14 protein-coding genes are annotated in these 17,072 nt (G+C 51.3%); 8 read left to right on the top strand and 6 right to left on the bottom strand.

The genetic code is table 11. From position 1 onward, the window contains the following. Window positions 1–115: 115 nt before the first annotated feature. From metF to E0E47_RS13660, 4 genes are read left to right on the top strand one after another with little or no spacing between them, the layout of a single operon-like run. A complete protein-coding gene (metF, locus tag E0E47_RS13675; protein WP_008629640.1) occupies window positions 116–1,069 on the top strand; it encodes a methylenetetrahydrofolate reductase [NAD(P)H] in 954 nt (317 codons plus the stop codon). Window positions 1,070–1,073: 4 nt separating this feature from the next. Next, window positions 1,074–2,189, top strand: a complete 1,116-nt coding sequence (locus tag E0E47_RS13670) for a DNA polymerase III subunit (RefSeq protein ID WP_130893991.1) — start codon at window positions 1,074–1,076, stop codon at window positions 2,187–2,189. Window positions 2,190–2,212: 23 nt separating this feature from the next. Then, window positions 2,213–3,535, top strand: coding sequence for a PSP1 domain-containing protein (locus E0E47_RS13665; RefSeq protein ID WP_008629631.1), 1,323 nt, complete (start codon window positions 2,213–2,215; stop codon window positions 3,533–3,535). 2 nt (window positions 3,536–3,537) lie between these two features. Continuing rightward, a complete protein-coding gene (locus E0E47_RS13660; RefSeq protein ID WP_130894392.1) occupies window positions 3,538–4,005 on the top strand; it encodes a gliding motility lipoprotein GldH in 468 nt (155 codons plus the stop codon). A 4-nt stretch (window positions 4,006–4,009) separates the two neighbouring features. Here E0E47_RS13660 and rodA read toward each other — a convergent pair whose 3' ends face one another. The 6 genes from rodA to E0E47_RS13630 are packed head-to-tail and all read right to left on the bottom strand — an operon-like array spanning window position 4,010 to window position 10,377. Beyond that, window positions 4,010–5,488, bottom strand: coding sequence for a rod shape-determining protein RodA (rodA, locus tag E0E47_RS13655; RefSeq protein WP_008629627.1), 1,479 nt, complete (start codon window positions 5,486–5,488; stop codon window positions 4,010–4,012). Then, window positions 5,469–7,316, bottom strand: coding sequence for a penicillin-binding protein 2 (mrdA, locus tag E0E47_RS13650; RefSeq protein ID WP_008629625.1), 1,848 nt, complete (start codon window positions 7,314–7,316; stop codon window positions 5,469–5,471). Before mrdA ends, rodA begins: the two co-directional genes overlap by 20 nt. 21 nt (window positions 7,317–7,337) lie before the next feature. Further along, a complete protein-coding gene (gene mreD, locus E0E47_RS13645; RefSeq protein WP_130893990.1) occupies window positions 7,338–7,841 on the bottom strand; it encodes a rod shape-determining protein MreD in 504 nt (167 codons plus the stop codon). Between the two features lie 9 nt (window positions 7,842–7,850). Next, window positions 7,851–8,699, bottom strand: a complete 849-nt coding sequence (gene mreC / locus E0E47_RS13640; RefSeq protein WP_130893989.1) for a rod shape-determining protein MreC — start codon at window positions 8,697–8,699, stop codon at window positions 7,851–7,853. A gap of 3 nt (window positions 8,700–8,702) precedes the next feature. Next, complete coding sequence (locus E0E47_RS13635; RefSeq protein ID WP_008629620.1) at window positions 8,703–9,722, bottom strand: rod shape-determining protein; 1,020 nt, start codon at window positions 9,720–9,722, stop codon at window positions 8,703–8,705. Between the two features lie 55 nt (window positions 9,723–9,777). Continuing rightward, window positions 9,778–10,377 carry an IMP cyclohydrolase gene (locus E0E47_RS13630; RefSeq protein WP_130893988.1) on the bottom strand — a complete coding sequence of 200 codons (600 nt, stop codon included), beginning with the start codon at window positions 10,375–10,377 and terminating at the stop codon, window positions 9,778–9,780. A 158-nt stretch (window positions 10,378–10,535) separates the two neighbouring features. On the opposite strand from E0E47_RS13630, the gene E0E47_RS13625 reads away from it, so the two are divergent. The 4 genes from E0E47_RS13625 (at window position 10,536) to E0E47_RS13605 (ending at window position 17,068) form a co-directional block, all read left to right on the top strand. Further along, entirely contained in the window at window positions 10,536–11,750 is a 1,215-nt protein-coding gene (locus E0E47_RS13625) for a site-specific integrase (RefSeq protein ID WP_130893987.1), read from the top strand. Window positions 11,751–12,191: 441 nt separating this feature from the next. Next, a complete protein-coding gene (locus tag E0E47_RS13620) occupies window positions 12,192–13,700 on the top strand; it encodes a transcription termination/antitermination NusG family protein (RefSeq protein WP_130893986.1) in 1,509 nt (502 codons plus the stop codon). Between the two features lie 94 nt (window positions 13,701–13,794). Then, entirely contained in the window at window positions 13,795–15,357 is a 1,563-nt protein-coding gene (locus E0E47_RS13615; RefSeq protein ID WP_130893985.1) for an ATP-binding protein, read from the top strand. A 460-nt stretch (window positions 15,358–15,817) separates the two neighbouring features. After that, a complete protein-coding gene (locus E0E47_RS13605; protein WP_130893984.1) occupies window positions 15,818–17,068 on the top strand; it encodes a nucleotide sugar dehydrogenase in 1,251 nt (416 codons plus the stop codon). Window positions 17,069–17,072: the final 4 nt, after the last annotated feature.

Raw genomic sequence — 17,072 nt, 5'->3', positions numbered from 1 at the left:
TTTTCCTGCCTTCGCGTCAACCCCATATCGGCTTTTGAAAAAAACATATTATTCCTTTCCCCTTTTTACCTGCATATTAAGATTCTTTGCGTATCTTTGTACAAACGAAGAAAGGATGAACGTCATTGATTTGATTCAGAACCATAAAGGAACGGCTTTTTCTTTTGAAGTACTGCCCCCGCTGAAGGGAGCAGGCATAGAGCGGCTATTCCATACCATAGATACGCTCCGGGAATTCAACCCGGCATACATCAACATTACCAACCACCGCAGCGAGTATGTGTACAAAGACTTAGGAGGAGGCATCATGCAACGCCTCCGCATCCGCCGCCGTCCCGGCACCATAGCCGTGGCTGCTGCCATCCAACGGCATTATGACATACACGTCGTGCCGCACATCCTGTGCAGCGGATATACCCGTGAGGATACAGAGTACATGCTGCTCGACCTGCAGTTTTTGGGCATCAGCGACTTGTTGGTGTTGCGCGGCGACAAGGCCAAGGAAGACCCGGCATTCCGTCCTACAGGCGACGGTTATTCACATGCCACGGAACTTATCGGGCACATCAACCGTTTCAATGACGGTTTCTTCGTCGACGGTTCGCCCATCAAGTCTCCCGGCACACCGTTTTCATACGGTGTGGCTTGCTATCCGGAAAAACATGAGGAAGCACCCAATCCGGAAGCCGACTTGGCCGTGCTCAAGCAAAAAGCCGACATGGGTGCCGCATACGCCGTCACCCAGTTGTTCTACGACAATGCGAAGTATTTCGACTTTGTGGACCGTGCACGCGGAGCCGGCATCACCATCCCCATCATCCCGGGCATCAAGCCGTTTGCCAAACTGTCACAACTCAGCGTAGTGCCTAAAACGTTCCATTGCGACCTGCCCCAGGATCTGGCTTTGGAAATAAGAAAATGCAAAACGGACGAGGAAGCCAAACAAGTGGGGATAGAATGGACGGTGGAACAATGCCGCGAACTGATCGGCCACGGCGTGCCGAGCATCCATTTCTACACCGTCTCGGCTGTGGACAGTATCCGCGAAATCGCACGCCAAATCTACTAAAGCCATGTTCAGCCGGGTTGTAGGACAAACAGATATCAAGGAACGCCTCCTTCAGGAAGCGCAAGCCGGGCGTGTGCCGCATGCCCTGCTCCTGAGCGGTCCTTCGGGATGCGGAAAACTGGCTTTGGCCGTGTCGTACGCCCAATACCTGCTATGCCACCGTCCGGGGGCGCACGATGCCTGCGGGGAATGCCCGTCATGCCGGGCTTTCACGCACTTCGTACACCCTGACCTCCATTTCGTCTTCCCCATCATCAAATACAAAACGGCAGAAAGCTCCGTATGCGACGTGTATATAGACACGTGGCGCAAACGGCTGCAAGCCGGGCTTTATTTTGACTTGAACGACTGGTTGGGCGACATGAAGGCTGAAAACCAACAGGCACTCATCTATGCTGCCGAAGCCGCCCAGATACAGCGGAAACTGGCCCTCAAGTCAACCTTGGGCGGACGCAAAATCCTAATCGTCTGGATGCCGGAGAAAATGAATGCGGAATGCGCCAACAAGTTGCTCAAACTCATCGAAGAACCGCCCGAACAAACGAATTTCCTTTTGGTGAGCGACGAGCCGGAGAAAATCCTGCCCACCATCCTGAGCCGCACCCAACAAATCGAGGTAAAGGGCATCGACCACGAAAGTCTGGTGGAAGCCCTCCGCAAAAGCCATCCCACGGAGGACGTGGAAGCTCTCGCACGCAATGCCAGAGGCAGCTACACCGCAGCACTGAAAAGCCTGGATGCAAGCCGGGACAACTTGCTCTTCTTTGACCTGTTCGTCATGCTGATGCGGTTAAGCTACCAACGCAAAATCAAGGACATGCGGAAATGGAGCGAACAGATTGCCGGCATGGGACGGGAAAGGCAAAAGAACTTCCTGACGTATTGCCAGAGACTGATTCGCGAGAACTTCATCTATAACTTCCGCAATCCGGAACTGAACTACATGACAACGCAGGAAGGAGACTTCGCCAAGAATTTCGCACGTTTCGTCAACGAACGCAACGTCATTAAAATCATGGATGAACTGAGCAACGCACAACGGGACATAGAGCAAAATGTCAACCCGAAAATCGTATTTTTCGACTTTGCCCTGAAAATGATCGTGCTGCTCATACAATAATATATTTCAAAAACCGACAACGAATGGAGGAAAAATTCAAACTGAACGGACCGTGCCGGGGACTTTGCGCCAAAGGCTGCGGACGACAAAATAAACAGCTGAACACGTACGACTACCTGGCAGACATCCCGGGTAACGCGGAGGCTACCGACCTCGTGGAAGTACAATTCAAGAACACGCGCAAGGGGTATTACCACAACAGCAACCGTCTGCCACTGGAGAAAGGCGACATCGTGGCCGTAGAAGCCACTCCGGGGCACGACATCGGCGTGGTCACCCTGACAGGAAGGCTCGTCCCCCTTCAAATCAAGAAGGCCAACCTGAAATCGGAACAGGAAATCAAACGGGTGTACCGCAAAGCTAAACCGGTGGACATGGAAAAGTACGAAGAGGCCAAAAGCCGTGAGCACGACACCATGATACGTTCGCGCCAGATTGCCAAGGAATTGGGACTGCAAATGAAAATCGGCGATGTGGAATACCAAGGCGACGGGAACAAAGCCATTTTCTACTATATCGCGGACGGACGCGTGGACTTCCGGCAACTCATCAAGGTATTGGCCGAAACTTTCCGCGTACGCATCGAGATGAAACAAATCGGTGCACGGCAGGAAGCAGGACGCATCGGCGGTATCGGCCCGTGCGGGCGGGAATTGTGTTGTGCCACGTGGATGAAGAACTTCGTTTCCGTCTCCACCGGAGCTGCCCGCTATCAGGACATTTCGCTGAACCCGCAGAAACTGGCCGGGCAATGCGCCAAACTGAAATGTTGCATGAACTATGAGGTGGACACTTACGTGGAGGCCGGAAAACGCCTGCCGAGCAAGGAAATCACATTGCAAACCCAAGATGCGGAATATTATTTCTTCAAAGCCGACATCCTGGCCGGATTAGTCACCTACTCCACCGACAAACATCTGGCGGCTAACTTAGTCACCCTCACTACCGCAAGGGTGTTCGAAATCATCAACATGAACCGCCGGGGCGAGAAGCCCCAACGCTTGGAAAGCGGGGAAGCAGCAGAACCGGCCAAAACGGCCGACCTCGTGGAACAAGAGAGCCTGACACGGTTCGACAAAAGGCGGAAAAACAAAGGCAAACGCAGAGACAACGGCAATCCTCGCGGCCCACAATCCTCCAAAGAGACTCAGGGCACGGAACGCAGGGAAGAGAATGCAGGGAAAGACCGCCGTAACCGCAGACGGGACAACAAAGAATACAAAGGGGAACAGGGAGGCAATCGCGAAAACCGCCCCGGCAAAGAAAAACGCAAAAGGGACAGGGGAAACCGTTCGGAAAAGCCCGTTAAACCCGCCCCAAGCACACCGGCCGAAAAGACGGAATGACCATGACCATCCTCCACGCTCCAAAGCTCATTGCAGCTATAAGTGCCCTCTTGTCGCTTACGGGCTGTAATGAGCATGTAATCTACCATTCATACCGCCACGTTCCCGGGTCAGGATGGAGCAGGCGGGACACACTCACATTCGACATCGACACGGTGCGGGCAGAGGCTACGTATCAGTTCGAATTGGGATTGCGCTCAACCGATTCATATCCGTACACCGTTATCTGGTTGGCAGTGGAACGGGAGTTTTCCCACCCGGACACCCTACGCCGCGATACGGTGAAATGCCAGTTGATGGATCCTGTCACCCACCGCATGGGCAAAGGCATTTATATGTACCAATACGACGTACCGGTTCCTCCCATGGCGTTATACCGTGGACAAACCGGACAAGTCCGCATCATACATCTCATGCAACGGGAAGTCCTTCCGGGCATACACGATGTGGGAGTTCTCATCTGCCGCTAAAGCCTTAATTCCTCTTGGCCAGATTGCGTCCGGCATCTATGCGCAGGAACACGAACAACAAGATGGTGAAGCCCCACAGGGATGATCCCCCGTAACTGAAAAACGGCAATGGGATACCGATAACCGGTGTAAGTCCCAACACCATTCCCACGTTGATAAACACATGGAACAGGAAAACACTCATCACGCAATAGCCATAGATACGCCCAAAGGCAAAGGGTTGCCGCTCGGCCAAATGAATCAAACGGAGAATGAGCACCAGGAACAACACCAACACTCCGGCGGCTCCCCAAAAACCTTCTTCTTCCCCGACCGTACAGAAAATGAAATCGGTATCCTGTTCCGGCACGTACTTCAATTTGGTTTGCGTCCCGTTCAGGAAGCCTTTCCCCCGTAATCCTCCGGAACCGATGGCAATTTTGGCCTGGTTGACATTATAACCGGCTCCCGAAGGATCGTCCTCCAACCCCAAAAGCACGTTGATACGCACCCTCTGGTGAGGTTCCATCACGCTGTTCAGCACGTAATCGGCCGAATAAAAAAACGCCATGGAACCCAACGCAAACAACGCGATATAGAAATAGCGCATGACACGCTCGCTCAAAGCCACATAGCACAAATACAGTATCATGGCCACACATACCGTAACCAAAATCCAGGTAATGTCGAAAGGTATGACAAAGCCTGAAAAACCAAGAGCCAATGCTATCACGCCCACCCCATAGAACAGGATGTTCCGTTCCACCGATACCTTGTCACAATAGACGTGCACCATACCGACCGTAAAAAGAATCACCATCATCATCACCAGAAACTCTCCGGCGCTAGTAGGGATATGCCCTAACATGACGTGCTCGAAACGCACGCCCACTACAAAGTAAGCCACAGCCGACACCCCGGTAAAAAGCACGGCTCCGGGCATCCCCTCCCGGTAAAGCATCAGGAAAAAGGCCAGATAGACCAAAGCCGAACCGGTCTCCCGTTGCAAGATAATCAAGACGATAGGCACGACAATGATGGCCAACGTCACCAAAAAGTCTTTCCACCGCGAAATATTATACCCGTAAGCAGACATGAATTTGGCCAAAGCCAATGCCGTGGCACATTTGGCAAACTCGGCAGACTGCAGGCTGAAAGGCCCTATCTTTATCCACGAATGGGAGCCCTTGATATCTCGTGCCAAAAAAGGCGTGACAAACAGCAAGACAAGCAACAGGGCATAAATGACGTATGCAAAGGTGTCGTACAACTTCCCGTCAAGCATCAAAAGGATAAAGCCCAATGCCAACGATGTCCCTATCCATACAATCTGCATCCCCGAACGGGAATCGAATGAAAAAATGTTCCCCTCCATGTCAAAATCGTAGCTGGCTCCGCAAATGCTGATCCATCCAAACGCCAACAAGGCCATATATATAAGGATGGTCCACCAATCCAATGAACGCCACACACCCTTTTCCTTTTCATCTGTCCGCCGTACCATAACCGATATGTCTTTGTTGATACATCTCCGCCAATTTCTCGCTTTCGGGCGAGAGCTTGCCGTTCAAATACTGTTCCATCATCAGCGCCCCGAGAGGCACACCATAGTCTGCTCCCCAACCACCATTTTCCACGTACACGGCAATGGCAATCTTAGGTTCGTTCATCGGGGCGAACCCCATAAACACGGAATGGTCGTGTCCACGGTTCTGTGCCGTACCCGTCTTGCCGCAGACTTCTATACCGGGAATATTAGCCTTACGGCAAGTCCCGGCCAACACGGCCCTCCGCATCCCCTGCGCCACCGTTTCGTAATGACGGGCTTCCACCATCGTATACCGCCGCCGGGTGTAAAGCGTGTCTATCTGCTCGTCTTGTATCTGTTTCACCACGTGGGGCGTGATAAAGTACCCCCGGTTGGCTATTGTCGCACCGAGATTGGCGATTTGCAAAGGAGTGGCGTTCACTTCGCCCTGGCCGATGGAGATACTGATCACGGTCAACCCGTTCCATGAACCACGATAGGCCTTGTCATAAAAGGGAGCATTCGGAATCAATCCCCGCTTCTCTCCGGGCAAGTCGATGCCGAGTTTATACCCGAACCCCATCGACACCATATAGTCTTTCCACACCGTCATGGCCTCCTGCACATTCTTGTATTTGGTCCGGTTGCCGAACATGTAATAAAGCCCCCAACAAAAATAAGCATTGCAGGAAGTCCCTATGGCCGGGACTAACTTGGCCGGTGCCGCATGTCCGTGGCATCCCACTTTCAGACCCCGATAGATAAAACCGTGGTAACAAGGATAAGCCGTCTCGGGAGTGATGATGCCTTCCTGAAGGAAAGTCAACGCCTGCGTGGTCTTGAACGTGGAGCCGGGGGGATACTGCCCCATGATGGAACGGTTCAGCAAGGGTTTCAACGGATTACGGCTCAATGCCAAATGGTTCTTTCCACGCTGCCGGCCCACCATCATACGGGGATCGTAAGTAGGCGAAGACACCATGCACAACACCTCGCCGGTAGAAGGTTCTATGGCCACGATACTGCCCAACTTGCCTTCCATCAGACGCTCGCCGAGTGCCTGCAATTCCAAGTCGAGTCCCAAAGTCAGGTTCTTGCCGGGCACGGTCTTGGTGTCCAGTTTGCCGTCCATATACCGCCCCTTGATACGCCCCCGGGCATCGCGCAAAAGAATTTGTATCCCCTTTTTCCCCCTCAACTGCTTCTCATACGCACGTTCCACGCCTTGCTTGCCGATGAAATCACCGTTCTGGTAATATTCATCTTCTTCCACATCTGCGGGCGACACCTCGCCGATGTCCCCCAAGACCAACGCGGCATACGGGGACTGGTATTGACGGATGGAACGGCGTTGTACATAAAAGCCGGGAAAACGGAACAGCTTTTCCTGGAACACGCAGAACTCCTCAGAAGACAACTGGCTCATGAAAAGCTGCTGGGTGTAGCGCGAATAACCGGGATTGCGGTGGCGGTCCTTGATTTCTTCCATCCGCCTGACATAGTACTCCTTGGTTATTCCGAGGCTTGCACACAAATCCAACGTGTCCACCCCCTGCTGCTCGTTCATGACCACCATGATGTCATACGATGGCTGGTTGTATACCAACAACTTCCCGTTGCGATCGGTGATGACTCCCCGCGACGGGTATTGGATTTTCTTCAGGAAAGCATTGGAGTCGGCATTCTTCTTATAATCGTCACTCATGATTTGCAAAGTGAAAAGCCGGACGATATAAATGAGGACGATGCCCGTAGCCACCGCCCCAATTACATATTTACGCTTTTCCCTATTATAATTAGCCATCCCTTTATCCGAAACTTCCAACTATTTATTACCGCGCATCCTCTCCAATGCCAATATCAGCACAATGGAAAGCGCACTGCTTCCCAAGTAAGTATAAAGCATGTCCAAAGCACTGAAGAAGGAAAATACCTCAAGCATCATAACGGATGCCTGCTGTAGCAGTACGAGCAACGTCACATACCCAATGTATTTCCATCCTCCCAACGTCCGGTAGCCCGGCACCATGTCTTCCAGACAGTCTTTGGGAGTAAACAACCGCAAAAGTTGCGGAGCGCACAAGGCCGTCAGAGTCATGGATGCAGCCCCCAAACCCGGTGTCTCGGAAAAGAAATCGGATCCTAACCCGACAGCAAATCCCCATAACAGCCACGCCCACCGTGAAGTGTTCAACGGCTGGAGACAAAGGATATACACATATATGACAGGAGTGGCATAACCGAAAAAATGGATATGATTGAATACCAATCCCTGAAAAACCAACAAGATGAATGCCCACAACAACCTGCTGAAAAAACTCTGCATCATACCTCTGCCTTATTTTTCTGTTTCTATCTTTTGCTGCAAACTGTCTATCTCCACCCGATTAGGTGTCGTGAGCACACACACATCCCGAAGCCGGGCAAAGTCCGTACTCAAATTCACCTGTAACTTATAGGAAAGCCCGTCTTCCGAATTTTCCACCTTTGTCACCTTGCCGACAAACAAGCCCGCCGGAAAAACCGCAGAGAAACCGCTGGTCTCTACCGTCATGCCTTCTTTCAGACGGGCATGGCGAGGTATATCGCCCAAAGAAGCATACAAAGGATGCCCGCCTTCCCAACGCAAGTAACCGAAATAATCCGTTCCCCGTACCCGGCAACTGATATTCGACTTTCCATTCAACAATGGCATGACAATCGCATAATGCGATGAAGCCTGATAGACGATCCCCACGACACCCGTGCCGCATACGACCCCCATCTCCGGCCTCACGCCATCCAATTCCCCCTTGTTAATGGTCAGGTAATTGTTATGCTTGTTCACGCTGTTGCCCACCACCTCGGCCGGCACCATACTGAAATCCGCCAACAACTCCTTTTGGCGCAGTTCCGTATAGGTGGAATCATGCCCCGCACGGTCCAACAACTCCGTCAATGCCCTGACCCGCTGTTCCAACACTAAGTTTTTCTGCATCAACTCCTTGTTCCGTTCACCCAAAGTGATATAGGACAAAAAGTCCGATTCCCACTCCAACACGCGACCGGATACCGCATTGGCAGAAGTGAACCACACGCTACCCTGATAAAGGTTGAAACGGAAAAGCAATAACAAACTGACTCCTTCCAATAAAATGAAAAGGAGCCAATAACTATATTTCTTCAAAAAATCCAATAAGCCCTGCACGGCTTACATCAGGAAAGAGAAGTTGTTCACATTCTTCAGGGCGATGCCGGTGCCTTTGGCCACACTGTGCAACGGGTCTTCGGCAATGTGGAACGGTATGTTGATTTTGTCGGTCAACCGCTTGTCCAACCCGCGCAACAAAGCCCCTCCGCCGGTCAGGTAGATGCCGTTATGCACGATGTCGGCATACAATTCCGGCGGCGTATTCTCCAACGCGCTCAAGACAGCCGTCTCGATACGGGCGATGCTCTTCTCCATGCAGTGCGCCACTTCCTGATAACACACCGGGACTTCCATCGGCAGGGCCGTAATGCGGTTCGGGCCATACACTACATAATCCTCCGGGGCATCCTCGCCCAATTCCGTCAGCGCAGCCCCCACGTGAATCTTGATACGCTCGGCCATACGTTCACTCACCTTCACATTATGTTGGCGGCTCATATACTCCTGGATATCGGCCGTGAGGTCGTCCCCTGCAATACGGATGGAGTTATTCGACACGATGCCGCCCAAAGAAATGACGGCGATTTCCGTGGAACCTCCGCCTATGTCCACTATCATGTTGCCCTGAGGAGCCTCCACGTCGATTCCGATACCGATGGCTGCCGCCATCGGCTCATAAATCAGATACACGTCCCGTCCCCCGGCATGTTCAGCCGAATCGCGCACGGCACGCAATTCCACCTCGGTAGAACCGGAAGGAACGCCTATCACCATGCGCAAGGAAGGGGAAAACAAGCGGCTACCCGTATGCACCATCTTTATCAGTCCGCGCATCAGTTGTTCGCAAGCATAGAAATCAGCGATGACCCCTTCGCGCAAGGGACGCACCGTCCGGATGTTGTCATGCGTCTTTTCATACATCAACTTGGCTTTCTCCCCCACGGCTATCATCTTGTCCGTGCGCCGGTCCAACGCCACCACGGAAGGCTCGTCCACCACAATCTTCCCGTCACTGGTGATAATGGTATTGGCCGTCCCCAAGTCCATTGCTATTTCCTGAGTAAAAGAAAAGAATCCCATCAGCCTTTCACTTCATTTTAATATTTCCAAATCCGTTACCTTAAACGCCTTCGTCTTACTTGCCACCATCGAAATAAGCATGTATGGCCGTATCGTAATGGCTGCTCACGCCGAACGCACGGGTGGCAAACCACCGGCGGTCTTCCACGTCAGTCTGCGCCCCTTTCCGGTTCAGCAAATCCAACAGCGGCCCATATTCAGCCTTGCTCGGCACGATTACCACATCCTTGAAGTTCTTGGCTCCGGCACGAATCAGCGAAATGCCGCCTATGTCTATCTTTTCAATGATGTCCGCCTCGCGTGCACCGCTCGCCACCGTATCCTCGAACGGATAAAGGTCTACGATGACCAAGTCGATTTCGGGTATTTCATATTGTTGCATCTGCGCCTGGTCTTCAGCCAACCCGCGACGCCCGAGAATACCGCCGAAAATCTTAGGATGCAACGTTTTCACGCGCCCGCCCAAAATGGAAGGATAAGTCGTCACCTCTTCCACGGCTTGACACGGATACCCTAACTCTTCGATAAACTTCTGGGTCCCTCCCGTGGAAAGGAACTTCACACCTTCTTCATGCAACTTTTTCAACAAAGCGTCCAACCCGTCTTTGTGGAAGACCGACACCAATGCGGTTTTGATTCTTTTCGTTTCAGCCATAGTCTTATTACTTATATACGTTTAAGGTGCAAAGATACGAATTTTATAGTGATTCTAAAGTGATTATCCTTAAAAAAATAGGCACTTATTGCTTCCTTTACGGACTTTATGAAAATCCAGAATATAATCCATATCCATTTTCTAAAACAAAAATCATTATGGCCTCATTCAAATTGAAATTCCGTCCTTCTACCCTGCCAGAGCAAGAAGGGACCTTGTATTTCCAAGTGATTCATCGCAGAACGGTAAGAATGATTCATACCGGTTTCCACATACGGCAGGATGAATGGAACGACACCACATCCTCCATCCGGATTGCCGGCACACCGGAAAGGCAAAATTTCCTGCGGCTTACGGCTTCCAAAATAAAATGGTACACCAATCAGCTTACGGCCATCATCACGGAGATGGAAACGAAAAGGGTGGAGTACGGCACAGAAGACATCGTATCGGCTTACAAACAGTTGCCCACCTGCCCGACATGGTTCGGTTTCATCCTCGACATGGCCGACCGGAAGGCAAAGGTCGGCCGCCCTGGGACAGCCAAGACCTACCGTGACGCACTGAGCAGCTTCGCCCGTTTCCGCCAAGGCACAGACATAGCCCTTGACGAACTGAACGCGGAAATGATGACCTTATATGAAGCATGGATGAAGAGCCGTGGACTTAAATGCAATTCATCCTCATGTTACCTGCGTACCCTTCGTACCCTTTACCGCAAAGCCGTCGAGATGGGCCTGACTACGGACAAAGGTATCTTCCGGCATGTGTTCACCGGTTTTGCCAAAACGTCCAAACGGGCCATCCCGTTAGAAGCCATCCGGACCATCAGGCTTCTCCGCTTGCCTGCAGGCTCTCCGCTCATTTTTGCAAGGGACATGTTCATCCTGAGCATCTACCTGCAAGGAATATCGTTCGTAGACCTGGCCTACCTGAGAAAATCCGACATCCGGAACGGCGTACTGCAATACGACCGTAAAAAGACGCGACAGAGCCTGAACATCGGTTGGGAGCCTTCCATGCAAGCCATCGTCGAGACGTATGCTCATTTGACAACCGAAAGCCCGTACCTGCTGCCCATCATCACCCATGCCGACGGGACGGAACGCCGGCAATACGAAAAAGCAGAACATAACATCAACCGGAACTTGAAGAAAATAGGCAGGATAGCAGGCTTGCGCATCCCACTGACAACATACGTGGCGCGCCACACTTGGGCCACCACTATGCGGGACATGGGCTATGACCTTTCGATTGTCAGCACAGGATTGGGACACGACAGCCTGAAAACCACACAAATCTACCTTTCATCAATCGACACTACTGTCGTGATGGAAGCCAACAAAAAGATGATTGACAAGATTTTGAAATAATCAAACCTACAAGGAATGCTTAGCAACCATGGCAGTTGTATAATATGAAACAGCCATTCAGCGGCAAAGTTAGTAAAAAGAACTGAATCCGATCCGTTTTATGCTTAGATTTTTTGAAAAACATGTTTCCAAACCTTCATTTGTTAGACGAACCACAAGAAAAGCCCCATAGGATAACTTTGATTTTAACCTGTTTGCAGAAAGTGGCTGTTTCATATTATACAACATTATGAAAACTGCCACTTAGAAAGGTTGAACAAACCATTTTAAACATGAATGATATGGCAAAGGATCTTATGAAGCGTGCAACGCTTCGTTCATCTCTTCCCATAAAAACGGTGGATATTCGTTGCTGAGGTTCTTCCAGGATACGACCGTTACGCCTGAAAAAGGCATTTCATAACTCTTATGCGTCCGGCATGAGGGGAAAATAAAGATTGCATGAAGCCACAGCATCATGACAAATTAAACAAGGTGGACTTCCGGTGGTTCGTCATCCGCACCCTTCCCCACCAAGAAAGGAAACTTACCGATTTACTTTCGGCCCATCTGCCGCAAGCCCCCAATATACTTGAAGCCTATTGCCCCACCCATACCACGGCAGACATAGGCAGCAAAGGCAGGGACGTGCAGCAGCCGTTATTTGCCGGTTACGTGTTCGTCCTTTCCACCCAGGAAGCCGTGGCAGACTTCATCGGCAAATACTACCCGGACGGCACCCTCTTGTATGAACGCAAAAAAGACGACAGGCACAAGGCCGGTTTCCTGACGATACCCGAAGAACAGATGCGCTTCTTCAAGGACTTCAATGAAAATTACGCAGAACACGTCATCGTATTGGAAAAGCCTTACAGTGACTACGCCTTCAACCCGAAAACCAATGAGCCGAACGAGATTGTCAAGGTTTTGGACGGCCCGTTGAAAGGGCGCGAAGGCTATCTGACCCGCTTCCACAGGGAACGGAGGTTGGTGTTCAACATGAAATCCATAGACTCGGAAGGGCACTTTGCCGTATCCATACCCAACATCTGGAACTTCCATGTGGTTCGCTTGCATAACACCGAAGGCGACCGCCAAACCATCGGCACACAAAAAGCACGAGCCGTCGATTTGCTCGTCGGCATGTTGGAAAGTTGCGGTCATGAAAGGGAAACGCTTCCGATGCTCTACGAAACAGTCGATTCGTTGGTGATAAAACCGTCGCTCGCCGAACTTCGCAAAGACTTGGCCCGCAAAGGGTACGAGGCACTGAGCCAAAAGACATCCCGAATGAACACCCGAGAGGCAGAACTGCTCTTGGACCTTGCCCGTTACGAGCGTGACAATCCCGGCTACGTAAGAATCCATTGGGACAAGCACGTCATCCGCCCGTTTCTCACCCCAACTTCGGGCGTGGATTTCGAAGACGGAAAAGACGAAGCGGAATTGCCCCACACGGACTTCACCGAAATCATCCGAAAGACGGACATTACGGAACGGGCCTACCGCCCCAGCAAAGGCGAAGAGGAATCCATAACCACCACTTACTACAGCCATATCGGCATCATGCCCGACACAGCCCAAGGCGGTTACATCCTTTTCACCAACTGGGACATGTTCTTGGACAAATATTTCCGAACCACAGGCAAGGCCAATGAACGCTTGGTAACAGGAACGGGCCTAAACGGAAAAGACGGCAAGACACAGGAAGAAAAACTCATCGAGTCGTTCCGGAACTTCGCCCCTACGCTCTACCGCGTACTGACTGACAAGGACTCTCCGGTAAAAGCCCTCCCCCGTCTCAAGATAGGGGTAGAAACCCTGAACGTGTTGGCCATCACGTCTCCGGACATCGACGGTGCAAAAGAACGACTGGCCACGACTTGCATCAACATCTGCAAGGAAATCAATGCCACCACCCATTTGGCCGTATGGCGCAGGTACTTGCAGACGGTGTGGCTGCACCAATAGGACATAAAGAAAAGTTTTCCGGCAAAACATTTGCATGGCTTTTCATTTTCAGTAACTTTGCACTTATACAAATTCAAAAAGTGAGGGTTCGACTATGCAGTACACAAGGCGAAAATATCCGATAGGGATACAGACATTCTCAGAAATAAGAAATAAGGCATTCCTGTATATCGACAAAACGGAATATATCCACCGTTTGGTGCATGCCGATTCGAAATACATCTTTTTGAGCCGCCCGCGCCGTTTCGGCAAATCCCTATTGACCAGTACCTTGGAAGCTTATTTCCAAGGGCAAAAAGACTTGTTCAAAGGTTTAGCCATGGAGCAGTTGGAAACGAAATGGACGGAATACCCCGTATTGCGCTTCGACATGAGCCTCGGCAAACACATGGAAAAGGAACAACTGGAACGTTATTTGGCTTCACAGTTGGAACCGATGGAGTATAAATACGGTATCCTCACGGAAAGTCCGGATGCCAACATACGCCTCACGAACTTGATCCGCCGCGCATACGAACAGACGGGCCGCCAGGTGGTGGTGCTCATCGACGAATACGACGCGCCCCTGCTCGACGTGGTGCATGAAGAAAAGGACCTGCCCGTCCTGCGTAACGTCATGCGCAACTTCTACAGTCCGCTCAAAGCCTGCGACCCCTACCTGCGCTTCGTCTTCCTGACGGGCATCACCAAGTTCTCGCAACTGAGCATTTTCAGCGAGTTGAACAATATTAAGAATATCAGTATGCTACCGGAATACGCTGCTATCTGCGGCATCACGGAGGAGGAGATGGCTACCCAGATGGACGAGGAACTGGATATTTTAGCCGGACGGTTGAACGTGAATCGCGAAGAGGTCGTAAAGAAACTAAAAGACCATTACGACGGTTACCATTTCGCATGGCCCTCGCCCGACATCTACAACCCTTTCAGCCTGCTGAATGCTTTCGCTGACGGGCGGTTGGACTCCTATTGGTTCGGTAGCGGCACGCCCACATACCTCATCGAAATGCTGAACAAATTCGGTGTATTGCCCTCCCGGATAGGAGGTAACGAGGCTGTGGCGGCTGATTTCGACGCACCGACCGAACGAATGGAAAGCATCACGCCCTTGTTGTACCAAAGTGGCTATGTCACCATCAAGGGGTACGATGAAATGTTCCAAATTTATACGTTGGACATCCCGAATGCGGAAGTAAGGATAGGCCTGATGCGCAGCCTCATACCTGATTATGTGACACGCGACACGCAGACGACCAATACCACGGTGGTCAATTTGGCCCGTGCCTTGGTGCGCGGCGACATGGAAGGGATGCTCCGCCTGTTGCAGACGTTCCTTTCCACCGTGCCTTATTGCGACCGCACGGACTACGAAGGCCATTACCAACAGATGCTCTACATCATCTTCAGCCTCCTCGGCGCATACGTGGACGTGGAAGTACGTACCCCGAGGGGACGGGTGGACATGGTGATGCGCACGGCCACCACGCTCTACGTCGTGGAACTGAAACTGAACCAATCTGCCGAGGCCGCCATGCAGCAGATTGACCTGAGAAACTACCCCGAACGCTTCGCCCTGTGCGGCCTGCCCGTGGTGAAAGTCGGCATCAACTTCGACATGGAACGGCATACCCTGAAGGATTGGGTAATCACGAGATGAAATATACTCTACCCTAAGAGTTTGCAAAAACATCCTTCATCTTTCAGGACGTATGGCAAGCCTCTATCATACAACACATTAGGAACTGAACGATAAAATCTCATCTTTCAGTTCCCTTCATGGCAGAAAGCCGTCAAACGTCCTGCGCCAAATGATTTTTCAATCTAAGCCAAGCGATTTTTCATTCTCCGCAGATTGATTTTTCGTTCTCTTCCAAAGGGAATGAAACACAGCTGAAAGATTCCTGAAACATCTTTCAGACTATAACATCTAAGTAATGAGTGGGTTAACATGCATCCTGAAGGATGAAGGATGTTTTTGGAAAAACTCCTGTGTAGGATTATTGTAACTGACAATATTTGAAAACCAACTCCAATTTTTGACTTATTTAAGAGGAAACCACTTTCCAGTGAATCTCCATATACCTTAGGTCAAAAATGGATGCTAACACTATAATCAAATGAAAAAGGATATGAAAATAGCCGTAGCCGGAACCGGTTACGTAGGGCTTAGTATCGCCACACTCCTAAGCCAACACCATCAAGTAACGGCCGTGGATGTCATCCCCGAAAAGGTGGACCTGATCAACCGACGTAAGTCGCCCATCCAGGACGAATACATCGAGAAGTATCTGGCCGAAAAGGAACTGAACCTGACAGCTACGCTTGACGGAGCCAAAGCCTACGCCGGTGCGGACTTCGTGGTCATCGCCGCACCGACAAACTACGACCCGGTGAAGAACTACTTCGACACCAGCCATGTGGAGGAAGTCATCGAGTTAGTGAAGGAAGTCAATCCCCATGCGATAATGGTCATTAAAAGTACCATTCCCGTGGGGTATACGGAAAGCGTGCGCAAAAAGTTGGGTACGGAAAACGTCATCTTCTCGCCCGAATTCCTGCGCGAGAGCAAAGCCCTGTATGACAACCTCTACCCTAGCCGCATCATCGTGGGCCGTCCCGAAGGGGATGCCCGGTTGGACGAGGCCGCACATGATTTTGCAGCCCTCCTGCAAGAAGGAGCCATCAAGGAAGACATCGACACGCTGTTCATGGGCCTGACCGAAGCCGAGGCCGTGAAACTCTTTGCCAACACCTACCTGGCCTTGAGGGTCTCCTACTTCAACGAACTGGACACGTATGCCGAGATGAAGGGTCTGGACACGAAAGCCATCATCAACGGCGTAAGCCTTGACCCACGCATCGGAAGCCATTACAACAACCCTTCGTTCGGTTACGGCGGCTACTGCCTGCCCAAGGACACCAAGCAACTGTTGGCCAATTATCAGGATGTTCCGGAAAACCTCATCCAAGCCATCGTGGAAAGCAATAAAACCCGTAAGGATTTCATTGCCGACCGCGTGCTGCACACGGCCGGTTACTACGACTACTACAACCGTGGGGACTTCAACCCGTCCGAAGAGCGGAAGTGTGTCATCGGCGTGTACCGCCTGACGATGAAGTCGAACTCGGACAACTTCCGCCAGTCGAGCATCCAGGGCGTGATGAAGCGCATCAAGGCCAAAGGTGCGGAGGTCATCATCTATGAACCGACATTGGAAGACGGCAGCACGTTTTTCGGCAGCAAGGTGGTGAACGACCTGGATGCTTTCAAGGCACAGAGCCATGCTATTATTGCCAACCGGTATGACGCCTGCTTAGATGATGTGAAAGAGAAAGTTTATACAAGGGATATTTTTAGGAGGGATTGACAAC

It is taken from the genome of Paraprevotella xylaniphila YIT 11841 (assembly GCF_900683745.1).
In the GTDB taxonomy this organism is placed as follows: domain Bacteria; phylum Bacteroidota; class Bacteroidia; order Bacteroidales; family Bacteroidaceae; genus Paraprevotella; species Paraprevotella xylaniphila.
This window is presented reverse-complemented; position numbering and strand designations above follow the sequence as displayed.